General features: G+C 69.4%; 26 protein-coding genes and 1 tRNA gene. 13 read left to right on the top strand and 14 right to left on the bottom strand.

Features of this window, described 5'->3' with window-relative positions; translation table 11 throughout:
• The first annotated feature begins 28 nt into the window (after positions 1-28).
• The 5 genes from QM711_RS01115 (at position 29) to QM711_RS01095 (ending at position 2682) form a co-directional block, all read left to right on the top strand.
• On the top strand, positions 29-856 hold the full coding sequence (locus QM711_RS01115; protein WP_415095882.1) for a class I SAM-dependent methyltransferase: 828 nt from the start codon (positions 29-31) through the stop codon (positions 854-856).
• A 113-nt stretch (positions 857-969) separates the two neighbouring features.
• A complete protein-coding gene (locus QM711_RS01110) occupies positions 970-1329 on the top strand; it encodes an ArsR/SmtB family transcription factor (protein WP_415095881.1) in 360 nt (119 codons plus the stop codon).
• On the top strand, positions 1326-1616 hold the full coding sequence (locus tag QM711_RS01105) for an SRPBCC domain-containing protein (protein ID WP_415095880.1): 291 nt from the start codon (positions 1326-1328) through the stop codon (positions 1614-1616). The genes QM711_RS01110 and QM711_RS01105 overlap by 4 nt, the downstream gene beginning before the upstream one ends.
• Before the next feature lie 10 nt (positions 1617-1626).
• Positions 1627-1857 (top strand): SRPBCC domain-containing protein, encoded by a 231-nt coding sequence (locus QM711_RS01100; RefSeq protein ID WP_415095879.1) that lies wholly within the window; start codon positions 1627-1629, stop codon positions 1855-1857.
• A 42-nt stretch (positions 1858-1899) separates the two neighbouring features.
• Complete coding sequence (locus QM711_RS01095; protein ID WP_415095878.1) at positions 1900-2682, top strand: alpha/beta fold hydrolase; 783 nt, start codon at positions 1900-1902, stop codon at positions 2680-2682.
• Positions 2683-3004: 322 nt separating this feature from the next.
• Here the strand turns inward: QM711_RS01095 and QM711_RS01090 are convergent, their stop codons facing one another.
• The 9 genes from QM711_RS01090 to QM711_RS01050 all read right to left on the bottom strand — a co-directional run bounded on the left by QM711_RS01090 (position 3005) and on the right by QM711_RS01050 (position 11867).
• Entirely contained in the window at positions 3005-3232 is a 228-nt protein-coding gene (locus tag QM711_RS01090) for a hypothetical protein (protein ID WP_415095877.1), read from the bottom strand.
• Positions 3229-4614 carry an MFS transporter gene (locus QM711_RS01085; RefSeq protein ID WP_415095876.1) on the bottom strand — a complete coding sequence of 462 codons (1386 nt, stop codon included), beginning with the start codon at positions 4612-4614 and terminating at the stop codon, positions 3229-3231. Before QM711_RS01085 ends, QM711_RS01090 begins: the two co-directional genes overlap by 4 nt.
• A 602-nt stretch (positions 4615-5216) precedes the next feature.
• Positions 5217-6068 carry a hypothetical protein gene (locus QM711_RS01080; protein ID WP_415095875.1) on the bottom strand — a complete coding sequence of 284 codons (852 nt, stop codon included), beginning with the start codon at positions 6066-6068 and terminating at the stop codon, positions 5217-5219.
• Between the two features lie 22 nt (positions 6069-6090).
• Positions 6091-7497, bottom strand: a complete 1407-nt coding sequence (locus QM711_RS01075) for a hypothetical protein (RefSeq protein WP_415095874.1) — start codon at positions 7495-7497, stop codon at positions 6091-6093.
• Positions 7494-8138: a hypothetical protein gene (locus tag QM711_RS01070; RefSeq protein ID WP_415095873.1), complete on the bottom strand. Its 645-nt coding sequence runs from the start codon at positions 8136-8138 to the stop codon at positions 7494-7496. The genes QM711_RS01075 and QM711_RS01070 overlap by 4 nt, the downstream gene beginning before the upstream one ends.
• 459 nt (positions 8139-8597) lie before the next feature.
• Complete coding sequence (locus tag QM711_RS01065) at positions 8598-11027, bottom strand: bifunctional DNA primase/polymerase (RefSeq protein WP_415095872.1); 2430 nt, start codon at positions 11025-11027, stop codon at positions 8598-8600.
• Positions 11024-11299, bottom strand: coding sequence for a hypothetical protein (locus tag QM711_RS01060; protein ID WP_415095871.1), 276 nt, complete (start codon positions 11297-11299; stop codon positions 11024-11026). Before QM711_RS01060 ends, QM711_RS01065 begins: the two co-directional genes overlap by 4 nt.
• A gap of 116 nt (positions 11300-11415) precedes the next feature.
• Positions 11416-11601: a helix-turn-helix domain-containing protein gene (locus QM711_RS01055; protein WP_415095870.1), complete on the bottom strand. Its 186-nt coding sequence runs from the start codon at positions 11599-11601 to the stop codon at positions 11416-11418.
• Positions 11598-11867 (bottom strand): helix-turn-helix domain-containing protein, encoded by a 270-nt coding sequence (locus QM711_RS01050; RefSeq protein WP_415095869.1) that lies wholly within the window; start codon positions 11865-11867, stop codon positions 11598-11600. Before QM711_RS01050 ends, QM711_RS01055 begins: the two co-directional genes overlap by 4 nt.
• Positions 11868-11984: 117 nt before the next feature.
• Between QM711_RS01050 and QM711_RS01045 the strand changes: the two genes are divergently transcribed.
• Entirely contained in the window at positions 11985-12731 is a 747-nt protein-coding gene (locus QM711_RS01045; RefSeq protein ID WP_415095868.1) for a hypothetical protein, read from the top strand.
• Positions 12728-14104, top strand: coding sequence for a site-specific integrase (gene xerC / locus QM711_RS01040; RefSeq protein WP_415095867.1), 1377 nt, complete (start codon positions 12728-12730; stop codon positions 14102-14104). The genes QM711_RS01045 and xerC overlap by 4 nt, the downstream gene beginning before the upstream one ends.
• Before the next feature lie 139 nt (positions 14105-14243).
• On the opposite strand, the gene QM711_RS01035 is transcribed toward xerC, so the two are convergent.
• The 4 genes from QM711_RS01035 to QM711_RS01020 all read right to left on the bottom strand — a co-directional run bounded on the left by QM711_RS01035 (position 14244) and on the right by QM711_RS01020 (position 18830).
• Positions 14244-14317: transfer RNA gene (locus tag QM711_RS01035), tRNA-Val, on the bottom strand.
• Positions 14318-14345: 28 nt separating this feature from the next.
• Positions 14346-14768 carry a DUF3052 domain-containing protein gene (locus tag QM711_RS01030; protein WP_415095866.1) on the bottom strand — a complete coding sequence of 141 codons (423 nt, stop codon included), beginning with the start codon at positions 14766-14768 and terminating at the stop codon, positions 14346-14348.
• Positions 14769-14902: 134 nt separating this feature from the next.
• Positions 14903-17659 (bottom strand): pyruvate dehydrogenase (acetyl-transferring), homodimeric type, encoded by a 2757-nt coding sequence (aceE, locus tag QM711_RS01025; RefSeq protein WP_415095865.1) that lies wholly within the window; start codon positions 17657-17659, stop codon positions 14903-14905.
• A gap of 157 nt (positions 17660-17816) precedes the next feature.
• On the bottom strand, positions 17817-18830 hold the full coding sequence (locus tag QM711_RS01020; protein ID WP_415095864.1) for a PHP domain-containing protein: 1014 nt from the start codon (positions 18828-18830) through the stop codon (positions 17817-17819).
• 122 nt (positions 18831-18952) lie between these two features.
• Between QM711_RS01020 and QM711_RS01015 the strand changes: the two genes are divergently transcribed.
• The 6 genes from QM711_RS01015 (at position 18953) to QM711_RS00990 (ending at position 24656) form a co-directional block, all read left to right on the top strand.
• Positions 18953-20146 (top strand): PucR family transcriptional regulator, encoded by a 1194-nt coding sequence (locus QM711_RS01015; RefSeq protein ID WP_415095863.1) that lies wholly within the window; start codon positions 18953-18955, stop codon positions 20144-20146.
• A gap of 132 nt (positions 20147-20278) precedes the next feature.
• Positions 20279-21205: an ACP S-malonyltransferase gene (locus QM711_RS01010; protein WP_415095862.1), complete on the top strand. Its 927-nt coding sequence runs from the start codon at positions 20279-20281 to the stop codon at positions 21203-21205.
• A complete protein-coding gene (locus QM711_RS01005; protein ID WP_415095861.1) occupies positions 21202-22197 on the top strand; it encodes a beta-ketoacyl-ACP synthase III in 996 nt (331 codons plus the stop codon). The genes QM711_RS01010 and QM711_RS01005 overlap by 4 nt, the downstream gene beginning before the upstream one ends.
• A gap of 54 nt (positions 22198-22251) precedes the next feature.
• Positions 22252-22494, top strand: coding sequence for an acyl carrier protein (locus QM711_RS01000; protein ID WP_298135049.1), 243 nt, complete (start codon positions 22252-22254; stop codon positions 22492-22494).
• A gap of 85 nt (positions 22495-22579) precedes the next feature.
• The gene (locus QM711_RS00995) at positions 22580-23836 is read left to right on the top strand and encodes a beta-ketoacyl-[acyl-carrier-protein] synthase family protein (RefSeq protein WP_415095860.1); all 1257 of its coding nucleotides are present in this window, start codon (positions 22580-22582) and stop codon (positions 23834-23836) included.
• A gap of 400 nt (positions 23837-24236) precedes the next feature.
• A complete protein-coding gene (locus tag QM711_RS00990) occupies positions 24237-24656 on the top strand; it encodes a hypothetical protein (protein WP_415095859.1) in 420 nt (139 codons plus the stop codon).
• Between the two features lie 109 nt (positions 24657-24765).
• Here QM711_RS00990 and QM711_RS00985 read toward each other — a convergent pair.
• Positions 24766-26054 (bottom strand): IS3 family transposase gene (locus tag QM711_RS00985; protein WP_415095858.1). Its coding sequence is split into 2 segments (ribosomal slippage): positions 24766-25781 and positions 25781-26054, totalling 1290 coding nucleotides; the frame shifts between segments, so codons are not numbered across the junction.
• Positions 26055-26109 lie beyond the last annotated feature (55 nt).

Below are 26109 nucleotides of genomic sequence, written 5' to 3'. Positions count from 1 at the left end.
GTGCGCATGCTGCGTCTAGGCTGGAGTCATGCCCAGCAACCCGCATCAGGCTCAGCACGCGCATCGGCATTCCCAGCACGGTTCCGCCCTGCTGGAGACCTTGCTCGAACTCGATTCCCAGGTGCACAAGGCCCTGCTCCACGAGGCGCTGGACGCGGTGGCGAGCGTCGCGCCCGCCGATGCCGTTCGCTCCGCACTGGACGTGGGCGCCGGGACCGGTGCTGCGACTTTTGAGCTGTCCAGCCGCTACCCGGAGGCGGAGGTGATCGCGCTCGATGCGAACCCGGCGATGACGCGGCGAATCGCGGCCCACGCCGTCCGGGTGGGGAACCGTCGGGTGCGGACCGTCAACCGCCCGCTGCTCGAGGGCGGTCTGGGCAAGGAGTCCGTCGATCTGGCGTGGGCGTCGTCGGTGTTCCACGAGTTCGCCGATCCTGCCCGGGAGTTCGCGCTGCTGGCGGAGACGATCCGACCGGGCGGCGTTCTGGCGATCATGGAGATGGACGCCCCACCCCGCGTCCTGCCCGATGAGTACCACAGCCTGGAATCGCGGCTGCGGCACCTGGCGCACGCTGACCTCGCCCGGCCGGAGTGGGCCGACCAGATCTGGGCGGCAGGCTTCGAGCTGCTCGCCAAGCGCACGATCGTCGGCGACCAAGAGCTTCCCGGCGACGGCCCGGGTGGGGCATACGCGCGAGCAGAACTCGGCCGTCTCGCTCGCCATGCCGGTGCCGGTCTGGACGCACGCGCCAACGCCACACTGTCGCAGCTTCTGGGCGCTCAGTCCGCCTCGACGGCCCTGTCGCGCGTTCACATCCGAGGCAGCAGGAGCCTTTGGCTCGCCCGGCGGCGCTGATGGCCCTGGTGCTCCGGTGCCGCGGTTTGAGCGCCGACGACGTCGACGATCTCGCTGATTCGCCGCGTCCAGCCCGCGTTGACAGACCGGCAGGCCGGCCTTAGTTTACTGTCATGGAAAGTTCCGGAGATGGAAACTATGGTGTGGGCCGCGCCCTGGCCCCCACCTTCGCGGCGCTGGCCGATCCCACCCGGCTCGCCCTGCTGGAACGGCTGCATGCCGGCGACGCAACGGTCTCCGAACTCGCGGCGGGCTTCCCGCTGGGCACCCCGGCGATCTCCAAGCACCTCACGGTGCTGGAGCGGGCCGGCCTCATCTCGCGGCGTCGTGATGCGCAGCGACGCCACTGCCACCTGGAGCCGCTCGGGTTCGAGCGCATCGACGCGTGGATTCGTCATTACACCCTGCTCTGGTCGGGCAGCCTGGATCGCCTGGACGACTACCTGGGCGAGATCGGCGAGGACGACCGATGACTGCCGCGACGACGGCGACCCGGCTGCCGGGCGCGCTTATCCTCACCCGACGGTTCGCGGCGCCACGGGAGAAGGTGTTTGCGGCATTGTCGCGTCCGGAGCATCTGCTCCGCTGGTGGGGGCCGCCGTCGTGTCCGGTGGTCGACTGCACGGTGGATTTCCGGCCGGGTGGCATCTGGCACTACCGATTGCGCAGCGCCGACGGACGCGAACATTGGGCGCGAGCGGTGTATCAAGAAGATCGATCCCCCCTCGATGTTGTCGTATGTCGAAAGCTCCTCGGATGAACACGGCGCGGTGACCACAGAGCTCCCGCCGACCTTCGTCACCATCACGCTGGACGAGGACGCCACCGGCACCCGCTTCACCGCACACCTTCGGTACCAGTCGGCAGTGGACGGGGAAAGGGCCTTCAGCAGGGGTGTCGAGCGCGGCTTCGGGCAGGCCCTTGACCAACTCGACGCACTGCTGGCGCTGAAACCGATCGACGACGCCGTGCAGCCCGGCACTCACGTCGCCGGGCGCTGACGACGGCGTCCAACCAGAAGCCACGAAAGAAGGAGAGTTCCGTTGTCTCAGGTCATTTCCCGGGACGGCACCGTCATCGACTACGAGACCTTGGGCCACGGTCCGTCCGTTGTGCTCGTCGACGGCGCGATGTGCTTCCGCGACTCCGGTCCGATGCGGCCGCTCGCCGCGCTGCTCGCCGAACGGCTGACCGTGCACGCCTATGACCGCCGCGGACGTGGGCGGAGCGGCGACACCCGGCCCCACGCGGTCGAGCGCGAGGTCGAGGACCTTGCCGCACTGATCGAGGCGACCGGCGGCACGGCCGCCCTCGTCGGCATCTCGTCCGGCGGCGCGCTGGCACTGACCGCGGCTGCGGCCCTCGGTGCGGACAGGGTTGACCGGGTTGCCGTCTTCGAGCCGCCGTTCATGCCCAGCCAGGCGCTTCCGGGGGCAGCGGCGTACACCGCGGAACTGACCGCGGCGCTCGCCGGCAACCGCCCGGACCAAGCGGTGGCGGCCTTCCTTCGCCGGGTGGGGACGCCACCGGACGTCATCGACGGTCTCCGCGGATCACCGGCGTGGGCCGGGATGGAGGCGATTGCCCCCACCCTCGCCTACGACGACGCCGCGATGGGCGACAGCACGGTTACGATCTGGCTGGCGGACGTCGGCGTGCCCGTCCTCGCCCTCGCCGGTGGCGCCAGCCCGGCGTTCCTCCGCTTCGGCGCCGAGGAGGTGGCCCGGGCCGTCCCGGACGGTCGTTTCGTTCTACTGGACGCCCAGGGTCACGATGCAGGCGCCGAGGCGTTGGCCACCCAGCTCACTCCGTTTCTCGCCGGCTGAGCCGGCGAGGTCGCATGCGCCTGCGGGCAGGCCGGCGATGCCGAGGATGAGCGCGGCGCGGCGGGCGACCGGCGGCGTCCGAATGGATCCGGAGACGCCGGCGGCGATGAGGGCAATGGCGCGAGGCCGAAGATCGGGCGTGTGCCGACGGGATGCCCGAGGAGGTTGACGTCCCCGGGGAATGAGTCCGAGGAGGATCCAGGAGCTCTCAGAGATCGCGACCATGATCTGCCAGGCGCGTGGCTCGGCCTGAAAGCAGCGGGAACCGATCAGCGCAGCGATGCCGGCCAGAAGCAGGATACTCGGACGACGAACGCGGCATTCATCCGGAGTGGAGCGGAGAGCACACGTCGTGCAGGACCGGCCCGCACACGGTGGCACCGAGGTCGCCGATGTAGTTGTCCCGCCAGCTGTACGCGGGCAAGGTCCACGCGCTCTCGGCAACGACGTGCGCGATGAAGAACTGTGCAGTGCCGGTGACGGAGAGGACCGCCCCGATGGTGGCGCTGCGGACTCTCTGCACGGACGTGCTGGCGGGTGCGGTGGTCATCTGGCGTGATCCTTGGGGTGGATGAGCATGGTGAGCAGGGCACCTGCGAGAAAGAGAGTCCCGACGCCGGCATAGGCTGTGGTGTAGCTGTGTACCTCGGCGGCAGCTTCCTGCCCGGGGTGGCCCGCCAGGAAAGCTGTTCCCGCCGCGGCAGCGATAGTGCTGAGCGTCGCCACGCCGACGGAGCCGCCGAGCTGCTGGGCGGTGTTGACGCTCGCGGCCGCCGCGCCCGCGTCGGCGTCGTCCACGCCGGCGGTCGCGGCACCGGTGGCGGTGGCGATGACCAGGCCGATTCCCGCGCCGATGAGAAGCAGGCTGGGTAGCAGATCGGTGGCGTAGCTCGCGGTGGTACCCAGGCGGACAAGGAGCAATGCGCCGGCTCCCGCCACGGCCAGGCCGAGGGGCACCACCGACACCGCCAGCACAACGGGAACGGGCAGGAAGGCGAGGCCGGTGGCCAGTTGCGGGTAGCCGAGGGTGCTCTGAAGGTAGAACGGCAGGAACAGGAAGGTCGTGAAGAGGCCCGCCGACGACACCAGCAGCGCGACGAAGGCGCTGCCTCGAGTGCGGTTGAGCACGACGCGCAGCGGGAGCAGGGGCGCGCTGGAGCGGATCTGGATGATCACGAACACGGTCAGGAGCGCGACAGCCGCGGCGAGGTACGCGATGGTCGCCGGAGCGCTCCAGCCCGACGTCTCCGCATGGGAGGTGCCGAGCACGAGGGTGAAGAATCCCGCGGTGACCGTGATCGCGCCGGGGATGTCGAGGCGCTGTACCGCCCCGACGGCGTGGGGAAGCAGGATGAGTGCTCCGACGATCGCGGGGGCGGCGATGACGGTGTTGATGTACATCGTCCAGCGCCAGGACAGCGCCTCAGTCAGAGCGCCGCCCAGCAGCAGACCGGTGGCGGTGCCGACCATCGAGACGGCACCGAAGATTCCGAACGCCCGGACGCGCTCCTTCTCATCGGTGAAGGAAACGGACACGAAAGCAAGTGCCGATGGCGCGAGCAGCGCCGCGAACGCCCCCTGCGCGATGCGGGCCGCGATGAGCAGGTCCACCGACGGGGCCGCGCCACCGACCGCCGAGGCGATCGCGAAACCGACGAGACCGGCGACGAGGGTCCGCTTCCTGCCCCACCGGTCACCGAGCCGGCCGCTGAGCAGCAGCAGGCTCCCGAAGGTGAGTGCATAACCCGAGATGATCCATTGGCGTGAGCTGTCCGGGAAGCCGAGCTCCGCCTGCGCAGAGGGAAGCCCGATCGTCACGATGGTCGTGTCGAGCGCAATCATCAGCTGGGCGAGGGCGATGACGGCGAGCATCCACCAGCGTCGCGTCGTTGAGCGAGTCGTGGTGATGGATGTGGGCGCGTTTTCGGGCATGACGAAGTCGTCTCCTTGGGAAGAAGCGAGGAATGGGCGGCGACGGCGTCGCCGGGACGGCTTAGGCTGTCGCGGGCCGGCGGACCTGGCCGTGGTTGGTGAGCATGGCTTCAGCGTAGGTGCGCCTGCCTCAGAAACATGCCACCTTGCTCATAACGCAAGGGTTCATCGTGCGGTGTGGCAGTGGGACGTGCACGCCGGGTGCGCCCGTGAGCTGGATCAGCACCTTCGTGGGAATCTGCCCCGGGAGCCTCTCGACGTGGCAGAGGCTCGACGTGGCAGAGGCGCAACACCCGGGCCGGCCGACTGCGCAGTCTGACCTGGCTGTCTCTCCGACGTCGTTGGTTTGAACAACGACACTTTGGTGGGCGCAGAGGGACTCGAACCCCCGGCCACCTCCTTGTAAGGGACCGATTGCCCGTGCTTTCGGGGTCCGTTTCATGCCGTTTCGTGCTTTCTGGTGCCTTACGGGTCCGAGCACTATGCCGTCCTGTTCTATCCCGTATCCGCCCGTATTCGGCCGTTTGTGAGAGGGATTGTGAGAGGTCCACCAAGAGCAAACGGCCCGGCTCCCGCTAAGGGGCCGGGCCGCGTTGCTCGGGCTACTGCTGGGCGAGCAGTTCCTCGATCTCGGCGAGTTCGGCGGCTTCCCGTTCGTTAGCCGCGGTGGCGTCGGTGACGGCCTGCTCGAACACCCGCGTGGTCGCGGTGGCGATCTGCTGGTGTTCCTGGTGGGCCCGCTGGTGTTGCCGGGCCTTGTGGTGGAGGCGGGCGCGTTGCTCGGCGTCCTCGCGGCCGGGCGCGAGGCGGGGTTCGGCGCCGCAGGCGAGCGCGAGCGTGATCTCGTCGGCGTCGGGCGGGAGGGCCATGCCGGGCCGGGTGGAGTCCACCAGGTTGTTCCAGGCGCGTTGGGTCCATTTCCAGGCCACGCACCAATCGCCGGCCGGGGTGCGGTTCGGCGCGGGCCTGCGCCGCAGGATGCAGTGGTGCGCGGTCAGCAGGTCGCGGATGTCGCGGCGGTCGGTGATCGCCCGCACGTAGGCGGTGTTCAGGCAGTCCAGGAGGCCGTCGAGGTGCTGCTGCAGCAGGCCTTCGGTGGCGTGGTAGACGTCCAGGCGGACCTCGCGGGTGACTTCGGCCGTGACGGTCTTGAGTGCCTTGCCGAGCACCGTGCGGTGGAACCGTTCGGCATGGTCGGACTGGGCCAGGTCGTGGACGGTGAACGGGGGCGGCGGGCTGGCCAGGTGGCCGATCCGGTCCAGGTGTTCGGCGTGCTCGATCAGGCCGTCGGCGAAGGTGGCCGGGATCTCCTGGCCGTGGGCGGTGCAGGCCTGCACCAGGGCCAGGGCGTCGACGAAAGTCCGCGAGCCGCTGTCGAAAAGGCCGCTCGGGGGCGGTGTTTGCCGGTTGAGTTCTCGGGCTGCGCGCAGGGCGCGGGTGTTGTGTTCGGACACGGGTGTTCCCTTCTGGTGTGTGTTATCCGATGTTGAAAATTCGGTTGCCGAGGCGCCGCCGATCCGCGGGTTCGGCAAAGGTGAGCGCGATCGCGTCCGCGCGGTCGGGGCTGGCTTCGCCGCGGGCGCGCATGGCGTCCTTGGACTCGATCAGCACCCGCCCTTTGGAGTCGAGCTTGTAGCGGTGGCGGGCGAGCTGTTGGGCGAGTTCGTCGTCGGCCGGGTCGAGGTCGAGGACGCCGTACTCCATGGCCTGCCGCAAGCGCCAGTAGGACTCGGCGCGGAGGTTGGCGAACATCGAGGGGTCGGTGGCGGCGGACGCCGAGATGATCGGCACCACGTTCACGCCGGCCTCGTTCAGTAGGTCCGTGACGCCGCCGCCCACGCCGGTGTCGTCCACGTGGACGGGAATGCCGCCGAAGCGGCGGGAGAGCCGTATCAGCAGGCCGGCCGCATAGGTGGTGGGCTGCCCGCGGAAGCTCTGGAGGATCCGCACGCCCCAGCCCGTACGGAGCGCGATCACGGTGCTGTCACCACCAAAGCGGGCCACGTCACAGCCCAGCAGCACGACACCCTCGGACGAGGTGTCAGTACGCGCCTGGGCGGCACGGATCAACTCCCACGACACCAGCGCGTCGGCGTCGGTGGCCGGGAACTCACCCAGCACCCGGGAGGCGTACTGAGGGCTGTTCACGCCCCAGGTGCGTTTCGCGTCGGCCACCCATTCCCGACTGGGCAGGACGGCCAGCAGGTCGTCGGACACGTCCTCGCCGGTGAACGCCGGGGTGTCGGTGACGGGAATGTGGACCGGGTGCCAGCCCGAGCCGGGCTCGAAACACCGCTCGAACCGGCCGCCTCGGCGATCAGGGTTGCCGATGGCCAGCTGGCGGGAAGTCTCGGAGGTGACCACGCCGGCCACGGCATCCCACAGCGCATCCGGCAGGCCGGCGGCCTCGTCCAGGACTGCCAGGACGTGCCGGGCGTGCAGGCCCTGGAACGCCACCTCGTCGGTATCGGCAGGCTTCTGCCCGATCGCGACCAGCTGGCCATCGATCCGCCACGTGTTGTCGAGCCCGATCGAGCCGGGCAGCCCGAGCCGGGTGTGCAGCTTGCGCAGCTCGCCCCACAGGATGGCGCTGACCTGCCGGCCCGTCGGTGCGGTGCTCACCACCATGGCCTCACCGACCGGGAACCGCGACACCCACCAGGCAGCCAACACCGCAGCGGTGAAGCTCTTGCTGACGCCGTGGCCGGCCCGCACCACCGTGCGGCGGTTCTCGCACACACTGGCCATCACCTCGCGCTGCTTGGACCACAGCTCGGTCCCGTTCGCCTCGGCCCACGCGGCCGGGTCGGCGGCCAGCTGCGCTCGCTCGGTGGCACCGCCCATCAGGTCGAGCAGCTGACCCCACGGGTTCGCGGCGGTCACGACAGCACCGCCTCGGCGCGAGCACGCGACAGGGACGGCCTGACGCTGCCTGAGGGGGCGCCAGCGTCCGGAGCGGCCTGTCCCTCGGGCAACAGGCCGAGGGCTGCCAGCGCGGCGCCCAGGGCTGCCGGGACGGCCGCGTGCTGCTCGGCGCTCAGCCCTATCTCGGCCAGCACCCGGTTCAGCACCTCGGCCAGCTGCTGGGCCTGGCCCTGCACGATCCGGGCCTGCTGCGCGATCACCAGCTCATCGGCCTTGCTGGCGATCACCACCGATGCCGCCTTGCTCAGCCGGTCCAGCCAGCCGCCCAGCATGTCCAGCCGGGCCGGGTCGGACGGCACGCCGGCCTCCTGGCCCTGCAGCACCGTCACCACCCGGTGAGCCGAGCGTGCCGCGTACAGCAACATCTCAGCCGGACTCGCCTGCACCGACACCGGAAGATCCTCACGGACAGCGGCCAGCAGCTCGGCCTCGGCCATCCGCTGCTCACGCTTACGCCGCACCTGAGGCGCCTTGCCGCCATGCTGCGGACACACACCGCCGCCGCGCACCAGGTGCTTGCACTGCTGGCCGGTGGCCTTCGCTCGCGCCGTACACCGGGTGCCGGCGTTCGGGTCCGGACGTCTGATCTTCTCGGTCATTTCCTCGGTTCCTTCTACGTTTGGGCTCGAAAGCGCCTGGTTGGTGAGTGGTTCTGTGAGAGTCGGAGCAACAGCCCTAGTCATGTGGCCCGGACCCCCTCTCTGTTGAGGAGGTGGCCCAGAGCGAATCCCCATGAGGTCGCGGCATCCCGTGAGGTCCGCGAGCAGGGCTCGGCGCTCCCTGCGCGACAGGCGTGCGAGACCGCTGCCGGAAGGTCTGCGACATTGGGCCGGGGCACAACCGGAGTCGGGCGGAAGGCCGGAGAATCTGGGGCCACAGGGGGCCACGGGGGCCACCGGTGGCCCCCGGTGTCGGTGTGCGCCCGCGTGCTCGCCTCTCAGAGAACCCGCTCTGACTAGGAAACAAACAATGGTTGTGTGGACTCGCGTCACGCGCGAGGCGCGGGCACACAGTGGGCCGGGGGCCACCGTGGCCCCGTGGCCCCCTGCCGTGGCCCCTCATGCCAGTACCTCTCGGGTCACCGTCTCGGTCGCGGGCTTCGAGGGACCGGGTACCCACCGCGTCCGGGTGTCATCCCCGGCATTCCGGATCCAGCCGTGGCGCTCGGCCTCGTCCCTCGCGGCGTCCCGGTGCTCAGCCCCGCCGTGGCGACGCAGAGCGCGGGACAGGCAGCGGCCGGTGCAGCCCTCGCCCGGCTCGTGCTTTGCGTCCGCCGCCCGCTCGCCCGCGTTGTGCTGCTGCACCATCTGCCAGATCAGGGCAGCGAGACGGGGCACCAACAGGCCCGCCCGGGTGTCTTCCCGCACCTGGTCCTGCACGCCGAGCTGCCGGCCTCGGGCGACGCTCCGCTCATGCGTCGCCCGGGCGAGCACCTGGACGCAGTCCTCGCGGGTCCGGTCGGACACCTCCATGACCCGCCCGGCGAGTTCCCACAGTTCGAGGGAGACGTCCGCCTCGCCGTGCAGGAAGGCGAGAGCAGCGGCGAGCTTGGTCCGGGTCAGCAGTGCGTGCCCGTCCAGGTTCTGCCCTCGGTCGAGGTTCCGAAGCCTGGCGCGGTGTGCCTCGCGGATGGCCAGCCGTGCCTCGCCCGGCAGCTGCACGCGGGTACGGCCGTCGGTGCCGGCCTCGCCGTGCAGGACGGGCAGCCACACCAGCGGACCCGGCCATTCGGGCATGTCGTCCTCGTCGGCGGCGTTCGCGTCGGTGACCGGCAGCCAGGCCCAGCGCTGCGGCGTCCCGGCGCTGGCGTCGTCCAGCAGGATGCCTGAGAGCTCCGGCTGGACGCCCGCAATCGCCGCGAAACGGTAGGCCATCGCGGGCACCTCACGGTCCCGCTCGCGGGTGGCGTTCGAGGTGGACAGGTCGTCCCCGGTGAGCGCGTTGCGAAGGATCGGGCCGAGGGTGGCGCCGCTGCGGGAGTTGACCGCAGCTACCCGCTCGATCTCGTCCACGACCAGCAGCGAGTTCGGCTTGGCGCGCAGCTTCCAGACCTTGGGCCTGGCGGCGCCAGGGTTAGGAGACCTGGCCGGCAGCGGGATCTCGACCCACTCCAGGAAGCTCTGGACGATGCCCTCGCCCGAGCCGGCCCCGAGCACCTTGGGCCTGATCCGATTGTTCACGGCAACGGCCGAGCACAGGGCGCCGTTGCCGACGGGCGCCCCGGCCAGCAGGTCGCGGGCCACCTTGTCCGAGGACGACTTGCCGACCCCCGAGGGCCCCACCAGCGCCACCGCGAGGTTCAGGCTGGCGTCACCGCCGACGGTGGGCGGGAGCACCACAGGCACGGGCGTCTCCGCAATCACACGAGCCAGGACACAGCCCAGCACCGCCCAGGGAGACACCAGCCGCGAGCGGGCTGCCTGCCGGATCGCCTGCAACCGGTCGGACGCCCCGAACACCGCCGCCTCCAGGCCCTCCAGCGGGTCCGCCTCGGGCACTCCCGCACCGCTGCCCGGCTGTGCCTTCAAGTCGGCAGCGATCCGGCACGGATCGCCGCTGGCCGGGCCGTCCGGATGCTTCGCCGCAACCTTGCAGGCCGCACCGGTGAGCATCCGCTCGAACTCCGCAGCAGCGCGGCGCTCGGCGTTCTCCGCGTCCAGATCCAGCTTCTCCCACTGCTGGCGCAGTAAAGGCAGCGCATGTGCGAAACCGCGGTGGCCGGCCGCCGCCTGCGCAACCAGCCGATAGACCAGCGCGTTCATGGTGTCGTGCCGGGAGGTGCCGTCGTTCAGCCGCGCGGGGGCGTCCAGCACCGTGTCGATCACCACAGGGCAGGCCTCGGCGTTCGCAGCCTCCGCAGCCATCAGGGCGCCCAGCCACGCCGAGCCGGCCTCGTCCGAGACCTGCCCGCGCGGACCTTGGGTGTCGGCGGGCAGGCCGGCCAGCCACGGCTCAGGCAGAGCGGGTATCTCGCCGAAGTTGGGCGGCCTCGGCGAGGGCTGGCCGTCCGGGGCGTACCAACGGTATTCCCGGCCCTCCGGATGCACCGAGGGCGCCACGACGGCGTAGCGGTGATGCCGTTGGATCGCCTCAATGCCTGCCTCCAGGACGCCAGGGAACCGACGCCCGGGCGGAACCCGGTAGAACGCGATCGCAGAGGATCCGGGCCCATGCTCCGACCCCCGCGAGGTGCTCACCCAGGTGGGCGGAAGCGGCCCGTGCTGGGCCACCAGCCCCGCCAGGCTGGCCGCTCCCGGCTTGTCGCCGTAGCCGTCCACGTCGATACCGAGCACACCCTCGGGCATGCGCAGAGCCACGTTCGCATCCTGCGGGAAGCGCTGCGCCCAGTCCGCCAGCTCAGCCGGCCCGGCATCCCTGCCGTGCTCGCCTGAGAACCCACTGGGAGGCGGGGTCTTCTTGCCGGGCGGCAGCGGCAGCGGATGCCAGCCCGCAGCGGCGTAGGCGCTGATGGCGTCGTGCAGGCTCACCGCTCGACCAGCTTCTCCAGCGCGGCCGCAATGCGATCCAGGGGCAGCTCAGTCACAGGCGCACCGGTCGCCGCCGCGAGCTGCTGGAGCGCCTCGGCCTGTGCGCGGCCCGCCGCTGCCTGCTCGGCGGCCAGCGTGTAGACGGCGCGGGCCAGGCTGCCGATCTGCTCAGCGATCAGCTCAGCGGCTGCGGTGCCGTCGGACGGACAGACTCGTGACGCGTCGCAGCACGAGTTTTCGGGCCGGTTGGGTATCCTGGTAATGAAAGTCATTGTTGGTTGTCTTTCGGTCATTGCTTAGACGCTCTGGGGTCCTCGGCCCGCTCCAGGGCGTCGAAGCATGTTTGGGAGTTGCTCTCGGGCGTGTTCGCCCAAGTTCTTGCTGGGGCTCAGGCCTCGGCCTCGCCGAGCATCGCTAGCAGACGCTGGCGTGGTACGAGCAGCTTCCGGCCCACACGCAGCGCCGGGATCTCCCCGGCGCGGACAGCGGCGTAGGCGGCGGATCTGCCGATGCCCAGCACCGCAGCCGCTTCCTCCACCGTCATGGTCAGCCGCTCGGCGGCCGGCGCGGTCACAGCCGGACTCCGGCCGGTTCCGGGAGCGGGCCGCCGTTGAGGCGCTCCAGTAGTCGCAGGTAGGCGGCGGCGTGACGCTCAGTAGGCAGCCTCAGGCCACGCTCCCACTTGCTGACTGCGGACGGCGTGACGCTCAGTAGGCGGGCTACCTCGGTGGTGTGGAGTCGTCCCGCCTGGCGCAGCCGACGCGCTGTTCCGTTCTCGCACGCCCACCGGAGCGCACCCACAGAGGCCAGGCCGGCCAGTTCGTGCTCCGATATCTTCATGGCTCAAAGACTAAGGCGGTAGGTGACGGATACATGCCAAGTTAGGGACGGATTCTCAGGCCTTATCAGCGCGGGATTCGGAGCGGATTCCCGAACGGATGTGCCATACTTGTTCCTGTGAGTGACCACTACATTTCGAGAACGCCCGTCCCGGTCACCTTGGACGGCAGGCACTACCGGGCTACCGTGCATCTCGCCTCGGCTGATGGCGTGCTGCGCTGCGTCGGCATTGATCTGCGTTCTGTCGAGGTCCACGAGACCTATGCGGACGGGAAGCTCGTAGAGCAGTACGCGAAGCCCTACGGGAGGCCGCAGAGCCTCGGAGAGCCTGACACCTCAACGCTCGGGTGGAACGAGGTGAACAGCCGGGTATGGCGCGAGTTGCCGGTCGGGAAGGTCGTCGCCGAGGCGATCGAGGCGACCGGTGACCTGGTGAGGCACTTCGAGCTGCCGGTCAATCTGCCCTCTGTCGAAGATGCTCAAGGCAGGACGAAGCCGGGGCCTGCCGCGAAGCTGAGCCGAGACACTTTGAGGCGGGTGGCTGCCGCCTACTCCAAGGCCCCGCCGCGAGAGAGGACCACTGCGGTACGGCAGTTGCTGGAGAGGGAACGCTTGGCCGCACTGCGAGCGCTACGTGAAAGTGGACAGGAGCCGGACGAGAGGGACCGGAAACCGGTGACTGACAACCGCGCGAGGAAGGCCGTAGCCGCCGCCCGCACGGCTAAGTTGCTCCCCCCGGCTCCGGAGCGTCGTAGCGGGCCGGCGACAACGGACCTGGCGACCGAGGCGATCACCCAGGCCAAGGCTCGCGGGATGCTCCCGCGGGACAACGAGAACACAACACAGGAAGGGGCCGACCAATGACCATCAGCACAACCGAGCAGGGCGCGAGACCGCCCGACCCGCTCAAGCTCTGCGCTAGCTGTGGGCTGCCGCGCGGCAACCAGCGGCGGGGCTGGGAACCGATCACCCGAGGGGACGGCACCGTGCGCGGTTGGACGTGCCCGGCCTGCCCGCGTGCGGACGAGCCGATCCGCCGTCTGGCGGGCAAGACCGGCACCGTCCGGTTCCGGGTTGTGGTGGACGCCACACCGCCCGGAGCACCCAAGCGCCGCCAGGTCACCCGCACCCTGCCGACCCTCGACGCAGCCCGTGCCGTGGTCGAGCAGGTGCGGGCCGAGGTCGCCCGCGCTGGCGAGTTCGCAGCACCCGCGGCGCTGACGTTCACGGCCTACGCAGACAAGTGGCTCCCCCGCCGCCAGACCACCGGCAAGCGGCCGCTCTCAGCGACCACGGCCGCGGAGTACCGGCGGTACCTGACACGGGATATCGGCCCGTCCGCGCTGGGCCGGATGAAGCTTGCCGACATCAGGCGTTCCGACGTGGTGAGGTTCCTCGACGGCCTGACCGGCGACGGCCGGGGGGCGCCCACCGTGACCCGGATTCTCACCGTCGTGCAGAGTGTCCTCAGCGGTGCGGTCCGCGATGAGTTGTGCCCGGTGAACGTGGCTCGGGGCGTGGAAGCGCCCACGGTCGCAGCGATCGAGCGTCACCTCTGGGAACCGGCTCAGCTGGCCGCCTTCCTCCGGGTCGCGGGCGAGCACCGGCTCGGCGCGCTGTTCGAGTTCACCCTGCACACCGCACTACGGCGTGGCGAGGTGTGCGGCCTGAGGTGGCGAGATGTTGACCTCACCCGTGGGACTGCCCAGATCGTCAACAACCGGGTGCTGGCGGGCAACCGGGCCACCGAGCACTCGCCCAAGACCGACGCCTCGGCAACCGGGATCGAGTTGCCCGCGGCTGCTGTAGCGGCGCTGAAAGGGTGGAAGGTGCGCCAGGACATCGAGCGCAGCGAGGCCGGGGACGCCTGGTCGGAGAGCGGGCACGTGTTCACCCGCGAGGGTGGCCAGCCGCTGAACCCCGGCTACGTCACCAAGCTGTTCCGCAAGCTGGCCGGGATCACGGCCGCCCGTCTCGCCGCTGAGCAACGCGACCAGGACGCCGAGCCGTTGCCGCCGCTGACCCTGCACGGGCTCCGGCACATCGCCGCCTCGTACATGTACGACGCGACCGGCGACCTGCTCGCCGTCTCGAAAGCGCTGCGGCACGCGAACACCTCGGTGACGCAGACCGTCTACACGCACATGCGCCAGGGGAAGCAACGGGAGACCTTCGGCGCCATCGCCGCCCAACTCCAGGGCAGCGGTGCACCGGCGAAGGCTGCGGCGGAGAGCTAACCGCCGCAGCCGTTCCGCCGCTCGTGAGAGGTTCTGTGAGAGGCGACAGTGAAAGGCCCCAACCCGGAGCTAAACGGGTTGGGGCCTTTCGCGGTGTCACACCTAGCCAGAACGGAGTTCTCGGCCGAGGGTCACCGGGTGGGCGCAGAGGGACTCGAACCCCCGGCCACCTCCTTGTAAGGGAGGTGCTCTAACCAACTGAGCTATGCGCCCGCTGCCGTCCGGCGGTCTATTGTGCCAGCTACCGGCGGTTGCCCTTCGGACGGACCAACTTCCGCGCCTGCCACCCCGACGACACCGACGCCGGATTGGCCAGCGCCAGCCCGGCGGTCAGGGCGCCCTCGGCGATGTCGGTCGGGTCGACGTAATCGGCGCGGCCCACCTTCGGCGTCAGCAACCAGATGTAGCCGGTCGGTGACAGGTCGGTGAGGGCATCCACCAGGCCGTCCACCACGTCGCCGTCGCTGTCGCGCCACCACAGCAGCACCACATCGACGGCTTCGTTCGACTCGTACAGCAGGTCGCCGTCGATGGCGTCCATGATGGTGTCGCGCAACGCCTGATCGGCGTCGTCGTCCCAGCCGAGTTCCTGCACCGCCAGTCCCGGAGTGAAACCCAGGGCAGCGGCAGCCGACGCGTTGGTCGTGCCGTCGGTGGTGGACACCTGCTTCCTCTCTGGCTCCGGGAAAGAAGTTCTGTCCGCTTAGCCTGCCAGAATTTCGCACTGGACGGAAAGCGGCCACCGACGGCGATGGGCCGGTGCCCGCCCGAAGCGGTCACCGGCCCATCTCGGTTCGATCAGGCGTCGCCGCCCGCAGACCCGGAAGCCCCGGCAGTCACGTCCAGCAACCGGTACTTCTCGGCCGCCTGGCCGGGCGCCGAGGCGTCCACCTCGCCCTTCGCGGCCAGGGCCTGCAGTGCCCGGACGACCATTGAGGGACCGTCGATGTGGAAGAACCGGCGAGCGGCGGCCCGGGTGTCGGAGAAGCCGAAGCCGTCCGCCCCGAGCGAATGGTATTCACCGGGCACCCACTGGGCGATCTGGTCCTGGACCAGCCGCATCGAGTCCGAGGTGGCGATCACCGGGCCGGGACGTCCCTGCAGCTGCTTGGTCACGTAGGGCACCTGCGCCTCCTGGTCGGGATGCAGGAAGTTGTGCTCGTCGGCGGCCAGGCCGTCGCGGCGCAACTCGTTCCAGGAGGTGACGCTCCACACGTCCGCCACCACGCCCCAGTCGTTCTTCAACAGCTCCTGCGCCTCCAGCGCCCACGGCACGCCGACCCCGGACGCCAGCAGCTGCGCCCGCGGCGCGTCGCCGCCGACGCCCTCGGCGGAACCCTCCTTGAGCAGGTAGAGACCCTTCTTGATGCCCTCGACATCGACACCCTCGGGTTCGCGCGGCTGGACCATCGGCTCGTTGTAGAGCGTGATGTAGAAGATCACGTCCTGCGGGTTCTCGCCGTACATCGTCTCCAGGCCGTGCTGCATGATGTGCGCGATCTCGTAGGCGTAGGCCGGGTCGTAGCAGCGCATCGCCGGGTTGGTGGCGGCCAGGATGTGGCTGTGGCCGTCCATGTGCTGGGTGCCTTCGCCGGCCAGCGTCGTCCGGCCGGCGGTGGCGCCGAGCAGGAAGCCGCGGGCCAGCTGGTCGGCAGCGGCCCACATCGAGTCGCCGGTGCGCTGGAAGCCGAACATCGAGTAGAAGATGTAGATCGGCACCATGTGGACGCCGTGCGTCGCGTAGGCGCTGCCGGCGGCCGCGAAGGCGCCCATCGAACCGGCCTCGTTGATGCCGACGTGCAGGATCTGACCGGTCTTCGCCTCGCGGTAGGCCAGCATCAGCTCGTTGTCGACCGGGGTGTAGGTCTGGCCGTGCGGGCTGTAGATCTTGATCGTCGGGAAGAATGAGTCCAGGCCGAAGGTGCGCGCCTCGTCCGGGATGATCGGGACGACGTGCGGCGCGAACTCCTTGTCCCGCATCAGGTCCTTGAACAGCCGCACCCAGGCCATCGTGGACGCGATCTGCTGCTGACCCGAGCCCTTCTTGACCGACGCGTAGGCCGAGTCGCCCGGCAGCTTGATCGGCTTGGGGTTGTTGCGACGCTCGGGCAGGCCACCGCCGAGGCTGCGCCGACGCTCCAGCGCGTACTGGATCCGCTCGTCGCTCGGGCCAGGGTTGATGAACGGCGGACGGTAGGGGTCGGCCTCCAGGACGGCGTCGGTGATCGGCATGTCCAGGCGGTCGCGGAACTGCTTGAGGTCGTCCAGCGCCATCTTCTTCATGCCGTGGGTGGCGTTGCGGCCGGCGAAGTGCGAGCCGAGGAAGTAGCCCTTGATGGTGTGCGCGAGGATGACCGTGGGCGCGCCGGTGAACTCGGTGGCCGCCTTATAGGCCGCGTAGACCTTGTGGTAGTCGTGACCGCCGCGGGTCAGCTTCCAGATCTTCTCGGCGTCCCAGCCGTCGACCATCTTCGCCACCCGGGGGTCGCGGCCGAAGAAGTGCTCCTTGACGTAGTCGCCGTCGTTGGCCCGGAAGGTCTGGTAGTCGCCGTCGGGGGTGTTGTTCATCACGTTGACCAGGGCGCCGTCCTTGTCGGCGGCCAGCAGCGGATCCCAGCCGCGGCCCCAGACCACCTTGATCACGTTCCAGCCGGCACCGCGGAAGAACCCCTCGAGCTCCTGCATGATCTTGCCGTTGCCGCGCACCGGGCCGTCCAGCCGCTGCAGGTTGCAGTTCACCACGAAGGTCAGGTTGTCCAGTTCGTCGTAGGACGCCAGCTGCAGCGCACCGCGGCTCTCCGGCTCGTCCATCTCGCCGTCGCCGAGGAAGGCCCAGACCCGCTGCTGCGAGGTGTCCTTGATGCCGCGGTTGTGCAGGTACTTGTTGAACTGTGCCTGGTAGATGGCGTCCAGCGGGCCGAGACCCATCGACACCGTCGGGAACTCCCAGAACCACGGCATCTGCCGCGGGTGCGGGTACGACGGCAGCGCCCGCAGCTTGCCGTCGACGACATGGCTGTGCTCCTGGCGGAAGCCGTCCAGGTCGACCTCGGTGAGCCGTCCCTCGAGGAAGGCCCGCGAGTACATGCCGGGCGAGGCGTGCCCCTGGTAGAAGATCTGGTCGCCGCCGCCGGGGTGGTCCTTACCCCGGAAGAAGTGGTTGAAACCCACCTCGTACAGCGTCGCCGACGAGGCGAAGGAGGAGATGTGGCCGCCGACGCCGATGCCCGGCCGGTTGGCCCGGTGCACGGTAATCGCGGCGTTCCACCGGACCAGCCGGCGGAATTTACGCTCCAGCTCGGTGTCGCCCGGGTACCAGGGCTCCTTCTCCGGCGGGATGGTGTTGATGTGATCGGTGGCGGTCAGCGACGGGACGCCCAAGTGCCGCTCGCGGGAGCGCTCCAGCAGCTTCAGCATGATGTAGCGGGCCCGGTTCCGGCCGCCCTCGTCGATCACCCCGTCCAGTGACTCCAGCCATTCGGCCGTCTCCTCCGAGTCAATGTCCGGCAGGCTGGTGGGGAGCCCGTTGAGGATCGGGCCGACAGTCTCGCTCATGGCCACTGGGGAGTCCTTTCTCATGCGCGGCCCTGACCGGCGGCGATGCCCGGCCTGGGAGTTTCGGGTCCATCCTGCCTTATCCTCGCGGTCGAGCACATCGTGGCGCTCACAGAGTGTCCGGCGTCCGGGCTGCCACTGCGCAAATGGCCGTCGATCAGCGCGCTTTCGTCCACTCCAGCAGTCGCTCCACACCCCAGGTGGTGACGATCCGATCAGGATCGATGCCGGCCGCCTCGGCACGGGCGGCACCGTAGGAGAGGAACTCCAACTGGCCCGGCGCATGGGCGTCGGTGTCGATGCTGAACAGGCAACCGGTGTCGTTGGCGAGCGCCAAGAGCCGGTCGGGCGGATCGCGGCGCTCGGGGCGCGAGTTGATCTCGACAGCGACGCCGAACGCCCGGCAGGCCTCGAACACCACCGCGGCGTCGAAGGAACTCTCGCCGCGGGTGCCGCGCTCGCCCTCGATCAGCCGTCCGGTGCAATGACCCAGCACGTTGGTGCGCGGGTTGGCGATCGCGGCGACCATCCGGTGGGTCATCGATTCGGCGTCCATCGCCAGCTTGGAGTGCACGCTGGCGACCACCACGTCCAGCCGGTTCAGCATGAACGGCGACTGGTCCAGCGAACCGTCGTCGAGGATGTCGACCTCGATGCCGCGCAGCACCCGGAACGGGGCGAGCGCCTCGTTCAGGTCGTCGATCAGGTCCAGCTGTTCGGCGAGTCGCTCCGCCGACAGTCCGCGGGCCACCCGCAGCCGCGGCGAATGGTCGGTGACCGCGGTGTACTCGTGGCCGAGTGCCCGGGCGGCCAGCATCATCTCCTCGATCGAGCTGCCGCCGTCGGACCAGGTGGAGTGGGTGTGCAGGTCGCCTTTGAGCAGTGCCCGCAGGCCGGGCTCGGGATCGACCAGCGGTTTTGCGGCGGCCCGTTTGCGGGCCAGATAGTCCGGGACGCGTCCGGCCAGCGCCTGCTCGATCACCGCCACCGAGGACGTGCCCAGCCCGGATACCCGCTTCCAGTCGGACGCGGCCGCGTGGTCGGCGCGTTCCGCTGCGGGCATGCCGTCCACGATGTCGGCCGCGCGACGGAAGGCTCGGACGCGGTAGCTGTCGGCGCGCTCGCGCTCCATCAGATAGGCGATCTCGCGCAACGCCACCACGGGATCCATCCGGCCTGCCTCCTCCGTCCCGGCCCCACGATCGCCGGCCTCCCCCACCCTAGGCTCCCGGGCCATGGGCCGGCGGCCCGCCGGCCGGGTTCCTCTATGGTGTTGCCGACGAAGGGAGCGCGGTGGCCGCCATTCCAGGGATCGGACGCGGCTGGCCGCAGCCCGGCCGGCAGCGCGGCGCGCTCGCCAAGCGGCTGGCCCAGGCCGCCCCGGAGATGACCACCGCGGCGCTGGCCGAGATCGAGGCGCGGCACCCCTGGTTCGGTGAACTGGACGCCGAGCACCGCTCGTGGGTCACCCTGGTCGCCCGCGCCGGCATCGACGGCTTCGTCCGCTGGTTCGCCGACGAGGGCCGCGACGTCAACCCCGCGGACGTCTTCGACGCAGCCCCCCGGGCACTGATGCGCCGGATCACCCTGCACCAGAGCGTCGACCTGATCCGCACCACCATCGACACCGTCGAGGGCCAGCTGGAACGGCTGGTGCCGCGCGGCGACCGCTCCGGGGTCTATCTGGCGATCGTGCAGTACTCACGCGAGATCGCCTTCGGCGTCGCCGAGGTCTACGCCCGCGCCGCCGAGGCCCGCGGCGGCTGGGACGCCCGACTGGAAGCCCTGGTGGTGGACGCCGTGATCCGAGGCGAAGCCGACGAGACCGTGCTCTCCCGGGCGTCCACGCTGGGCTGGCGCTCCCCCGCCGCGATCACCGTGACCATCGGCGAGGCGCCGGCGAAGGACCAGGCGGTGGAGGCGATGCGCCGGGCGGTCGCCGCGCACGGCTTCGACCTGCTCGCCTCGACCCAGGGCGACCGGCTGGTGGTGGTGCTGGGCGGGCATTCCGGCACCGCCGGCACGGCGCTGTCGGTGATCACCGAGGTGGCCGACCACTTCGGGCCAGGTCACATCGTGGTCGGCCCGGAAGTCAGCGACCTGGTCGACGCGGCCACCTCGGCGCGCGGTGCCCTCTCCGGGATCCGGGCGGCGGACGCCTGGCCGAGCGCCCCGCGTCCGGTCGCCGCCGAGGACCTGCTGCCCGAGCGGGCGCTGGCCGGCGACGGCCACGCCCGCCGGATGCTGGCCCGGGAGATCTACGGACCGCTGCGCGACGCCGGCGCCGACCTGCTTGAGACCCTGGTCGCCTACCTGGACAACAGCGGCTCGGTGGAGGCCACGGCGCGCACCCTGTTCGTCCACCCGAACACGGTCCGCTATCGGCTGCGACGGATCGCGGAGGTCTCCGGCTATCACCCGGCGGACGCCCGCAGCGCCTATGTGCTGCGGCTCGCCGTGACCCTCGGACGGTTGATCACCTCGTAGTTACCACAAAGCCGGAGCAGTCCAGTCCGCCTCCGACTGGGCGTGGCGTTGTGGGAACCTCACAAGAAGGTCTGTGACATTTTCGTCATGTCCCGCTGTCAATCCCGGGCGGATTCGCGCAAGAGTATTCCCGTGCTAGCAATCCTTGCGCCCGGCCAGGGTGCCCAGACCCCCGGGTTCCTCAGCTCGTGGCTGGCTGATGCCGTCGTCGCCGACGAGTTGGGCGCACTCTCCGAGGTCGCCGGCGTCGACCTGGCCCACTACGGCACCGAGGCCGACGCCGAGGCGATCCGGGCCACCGAGGTCGCCCAGCCGCTGCTGGTCGCCGCCGGGCTGGTCGCTGGGCGGGCGCTGCTCGCAGCGGGCCCCAACCCGGACGTGGTCGCGGGGCACAGCGTCGGCGAGATCACCGCGGCGGTGCTGACCGGTGTGCTGTCCGCCGAGGGCGCGATGCGTTTCGTGGCGACCCGCGGCCGGGGCATGGCGGCGGCGTCCGCGCTGCGTCCGACCTCGATGATGGCCGTCGTCGGCGGCGTCCCCGACGAGGTGTCCGCCGCGATCGAGGCCGCCGGCCTGACCGCGGCCAACAACAACGGCAAGGGCCAGATCGTCGCTGCCGGCACCGTGGAACAACTCGCCGTGCTGGCCGCCAACCCGCCGGCCCGGGCCCGGCTGATCCAACTGAGCGTCGCCGGCGCATTCCACACCGTGCACATGCAACCCGCCGTCGCCGAACTTGCCGCGTTGGCGGCGGACCTGACCACGGCTGCCCCGTCCACCAAGCTGCTCAGCAACGCCGACGGCGCGGTGGTCGACGACGGTGCCGAGGTGGTGCGCCGGCTGGTCAGCCAGGTCGGCAACCCGGTGCGCTGGGATCTGTGCCTGGACGCCCTGGCCGAACTCGGCGTCACCGGCATTCTCGAACTGCCGCCGTCCGGCACGCTGACCGGCATCGCCAAGCGCAACCTGAAGGGAGTCGCCTTGTTCAACCTCAACACCCCCGACCAGCTCGCCGACGCCCGCACCTTCGTCGCCGAGCACGCGGGGGTGGCCGCATGACCGCACCGATCGCGGTCGCCGCCGGCGCACCGTTCGCCAAGCTGCTCTCGGTGGCGTCGTTCGTGCCGTCCCGGGTGGTCGACAACGCCGAGATGTGCACCTGGATCGACTCCTCCGACGAGTGGATCCAGCAGCGCACCGGCATCGCCGAGCGCCGCTGGGTCGGCGAGGGCGAGGACGTCGAGACGATGGCGCTGGCCGCTGCCCGGACGGCGATCGAACGCTCCGGCGTCCCGGCCGCAGAGATCGGCGCGGTGATCGTCGCGACCGTCTCCTACTTCCATCAGACGCCGAGCATGGCCGCCAAACTGGCCCACCAGCTGGGCACCAACGGCGCCGCCTACGACATCTCCGCGGCCTGCGCCGGCTTCTGCTACGGCCTGGCCCAGGCCGAGGCGCTGGTCCGCACCGGCGCCGCCCGCTACGCGCTGGTGATCGGCGTCGAGGAACTCAGCCGGTTCACCGACATCCACGACCGCGGCACCGCGTTCCTGTTCGCCGACGGCGCCGGGGCCGCCGTCGTGGGCCCCAGCGAGACCAACGGCATCGGCCCCGTCGTGTGGGGCTCGGACGGCGGCCAGGCCGAGGCGATCACCCAGACCAGCGAATGGAACGAGGCGGTCTCCACCGGCGAACGCCCCTATCTGACCATGGACGGCCGCTCGGTCTTCAAGTGGGCCAGCGGCTTCATCACCGAGGCCACCAAGAACGTCCTCGATGTCGCCGGGCTTGCCCCCGCCGACCTGGACGTATTCATTCCGCATCAGGCCAACAACCGGATCACCGACGCCATGTTGCGGCACCTGAAACTGCCCGAGCATGTCGTGGTGGCGCGCACCATCAAACAATTCGGCAACAATTCCGCTGCATCGGTGCCGATGGCGATGGACGCGCTGCTGAGTTCCGGCGAGGCCAGATCGGGACAGACCGCGTTGCTGATAGGTTTCGGCGCCGGCCTGGTCTATGCCGGCCAGGTCGTCACCCTACCCTGACCCCTCTATTCTTCCGGGAGCCCCCGGAAAGGCCCTACGACAAGGAGAAACCCTATGGCCACCACCGAAGAGATCCGCGCTCAGCTGGCTGAGCTCGTCAACGACGTCGCCGGTGTGCCGGTGGAGGACGTCCAGCTGGACAAGTCCTTCGTCGACGATCTCGATGTCGACTCGCTGGCGATGGTCGAGATCATCGTCGGTTGTGAGGAGAAGTTCGGCGTCACCATCCCCGACGAGGACTCCAAGAACCTCAAGACCGTGGGCGACGCCGTCGCCTACGTCGAGGCGCACAGCTGAGCTGAGCCCGCTGCGTGCCCCGGCCCCGCACTTCGAAAGCGGGCCGGGGCACCCCTCACCCATTACCGAACCACCTCGGAGAGTCATGCCTGAGATTGTGATCACCGGCATCGGAGCCACCACGCCGCTGGGCGGCGACGCGGCCTCGACCTGGGCCGGCCTGCTCGCCGGAGAGTCCGGCGTCCACCGCCTCACCGAGGAGTGGGCCGAGGAACTCCCGGTCAAGATCGCCGCCCATGTGAAGGTCGATCCGTCCACCGTCATCGAGCGAGTCAAGGCACGCCGGCTCGACCGGTCCACGCAGCTGGCGCTGATCGCGGCCCAGGAGGCCTGGCAGGACGCCGGCCTCACCTGGGGCACCGACAACGAGGTGGACCCCTACCGGCTGATCGTCTCGCTGGCCAGCGGAATCGGTGGCCTGCACTCCCTGCTGAACAACTGGGACGCCCACCGCGACAAGGGCTACCGCCGGGTCAGCCCGTTCACCATCCCGATGCTGATGGCCAACGCGCCGGCGGCCAACGTCGGCATGGCGATCAGCGCCAAAGCCGGCGTACACACCCCGGTGTCGGCGTGCGCGTCCTCCAACGAGGCGATCGCGCTCGCGCTCGACCAGTTGCGGCTGGGCCGGGCCGACATCGCCGTGGTCGGCGGCACCGAGGCCACCATCCATCCGCTGCCGATCGCCGCCTTCGGTCAGATGCAGGCGCTGTCACGGCGCAATGACGAGCCCGAGAAAGCGTCCCGGCCCTGGGACACCGGGCGCGACGGCTTCGTGATGGGCGAAGGCTCGGCGGTGCTGGTGATCGAGACCCTCGAGCACGCCCGGGCCCGCGGCGCGAAGAGCTACGGGACGCTGGCCGGGGCCGGCATCACCGCGGACAGCCACGACATCGTCCAGCCCGACCCGAGCGGTGCGGGCCAGTACGGCGCGATGCAGAAGGCGCTGGCCGATTCCGGGCTGTCGGCGTCCGACATCAGGCACGTGAACGCACACGGCACGTCGACCCCGCAGGGCGACGTCACCGAGGCCGGTTCGATCCGCTACGCCCTGGGTGATGCCGTCGATCGGTGCGTGGTGACTTCGACCAAGTCGATGACCGGGCACCTGCTCGGCGGCGCCGGAGCCCTGGAAACGCTGGCGACGGTGCTGGCCCTGCGCGACCGGACGGTCCCCCCGACCATCAACCTGGAGAACCAGGAGCCCGGGCTCGGCATCGACATCGCCGCCAACGCCTCGCGTCCACTGCCCGAGGGTGATCTCGCCGCTGTCAACAACTCGTTCGGTTTCGGTGGCGCCAACGTCGCGATCGCCGTCACCAACGCCAACGTCACCCGCTAAGTCTCAGCGAACGCTCGCTGAGCTATTTGGGGCTCGCAGAATTCAGCGAGCCCCGAATAGTTCGGCGAGCGTTGGGTTCGGGGTGGACCCGCGACCTGTCCGACGAATTCCTCTCCCGCTCTCCCTTGGTAGTCGCGTTCGGGACGTGGTAGGTTGCGGCAATGATGAGGGGATCAAGACGATCCCGAGGTCTTGCGGCGGCGATTGTGGCGGGGAGTTTTGGCTCTTTGGGTCGCCCAACCCGCGACGGTCACTCTGGCGGCAACTTACGACCTCGTGGTGCCCAGTGGAAATTACTATCTGACTACCTGCGCAAACTCGACGGCATCGTATCCTCACGGATACTGCAACAGACAATTCATCTGTCTACTATTACGTTCAATCGTCGGTCAGCTCCAGCATGAAATCGCGGGTTGCGTCCGCGCTCGGGGAGTACGCGTCGACCGACCTCTCGGTCACCTATGACAGTTCGCCCGTGTATTCGGGCAGCGGTGAAACGGACATCATCTACCAGACGGCCAATCTGGACGCGGGCGTGTACGGGCTGACGTGGTGTGACGATGCCGTCAACTCGTCGTCGTGGGAGTGTGACCAACAGTACGTGAGGTTCAATAGCGATTCGGGGACCCCCATGGATGCGATGCTGGCCTGTCACGAGTCGGGTCATGCCGTCGGAGTCATGCATGGAGTGTTCGGTAGCCCTTCGGTTGCCAGCAACGACACCTCGATCATGGGCTGCGGTCGAAACCCTTATACGACTGCATCCGCCGCTCAGCATGTGAGTTTGGAAGTGAAGGACAGTATCAATGCGAGCTATTGATAGTCGGGTGTCGATCGCGGCAGCGATTGCGATGGTGACTCTATCCGGATGCATGACGGCCGCACCCACGCGGACTGCGAGTTGAACCGACCCAGGTTCTTTGCCGCTTCTATGCGGGTTGCGGCTCTTTGGTGAGGGTCGCGTAGTAGGTCGCCTCGTATTCGTCGGGGTTGACCATTCCGAGGCTACCGTGAAGCCTGCGGTTGTTGTACCAGTCGACCCAGCCGGCGGTCGCGTACTCGACGTCCGCGATGGTCTTGTACGGGCCGTCGTGGAAGATCGTCGTACGCACGCACTCGGCCTTGTAGAGGCCGTTGATCGTCTCCATCAGGGCGTTATCGTAGGCGTCGCCGACCGATCCGATCGACGGTGCGATCTGCTCCAGCGCGAGGTGCTCGGTCAGCACAATCGATGTGTATTGAGAGCCCGCATCGCTGTGATGCCGGAGCTGCTTCGGGCCTACAGGGTGGCCTTGCCGGTCGCGTTCCCACAGCGCCATTCGCAGCGGGATCATGACCAGATCGACGTGCTTGGTGGTCTGCGCGTGCCAGGCCACGATGCGTTGGGAGAACACGTCGAGGATGAACGCGACATACACCCAGCCCGCCCACGTTCTGACGTATGTGAAGTCGGTGACCCAGGTGTGATCCGGCCGCGGGGCGGTGAAGTCCCGGTTCAGCAAGTCCCCGGCGCGGATCCCGTCCTTCGCCTGGATCGTCGTGCGGATCGCCTTCGCACGCGTCACCCCGGACAGGCCCAGGGCCCGCATCGCACGATCCACGGCGCCGCGTGAGGCGTCAGCGATCGCGGTGCGTCGGATGAACGCGGTCATCTTCTTGCGCCCATACAGGCCCTCCGGCGTCATCTTCCGACGCTCCACCCCCTCGGCATCGATGACCGTGGTCCAGGTCGCGTCACGGACGGCGTCGACGACCTGCGCGTCGGTGACGGTCCGGATCGATATGCGGCCTTGCCGCCACGCCCGATAGGTGCGCGCGGCGACCTTCACGCCCTGCTCTCGCAGAACGCGGATGATCGACTCGACCGCGTGCCCCTCGGCCCTCGTCCGATCGATGAAACCCATGATCAACGGTTGCGGGGGTCGAGTTCCCCCACGAAGAAAGTCGTCGCCGCTTTCAAGATCGCCACGTCCTCGCGCAGCTTCCGATTCTCCGACTTGAGGCGGCGGATCTCGGCATGTTCCTCGCTGGTCTGCCCGTCCCGGTCACCGGCGTCGATATCGGCCTGCACCACCCACCGCCGCAGCGACTCCGCCCCGACGCCTTCCTGGCGGGCGACGGCCGCGATGGCCTTCGCGTTCGAGGGGTACTCGGCCCGGTGCTCGCGCACGAGCCGGACAACGCGCTCACGCAACGCAGCATCAATCTTCCTCGGCATGATGAACATCCAATCAACTCAAAAGGATGCGGCACCAAACCTGGGTCGGTTCAAG

The organism is Micropruina sp., assembly GCF_047602385.1.
Lineage (GTDB): Bacteria > Actinomycetota > Actinomycetes > Propionibacteriales > Propionibacteriaceae > Micropruina.
The sequence above is the reverse complement of the archived record's forward strand: the minus strand, read 5'-3'. Positions and strand labels throughout refer to the sequence as shown.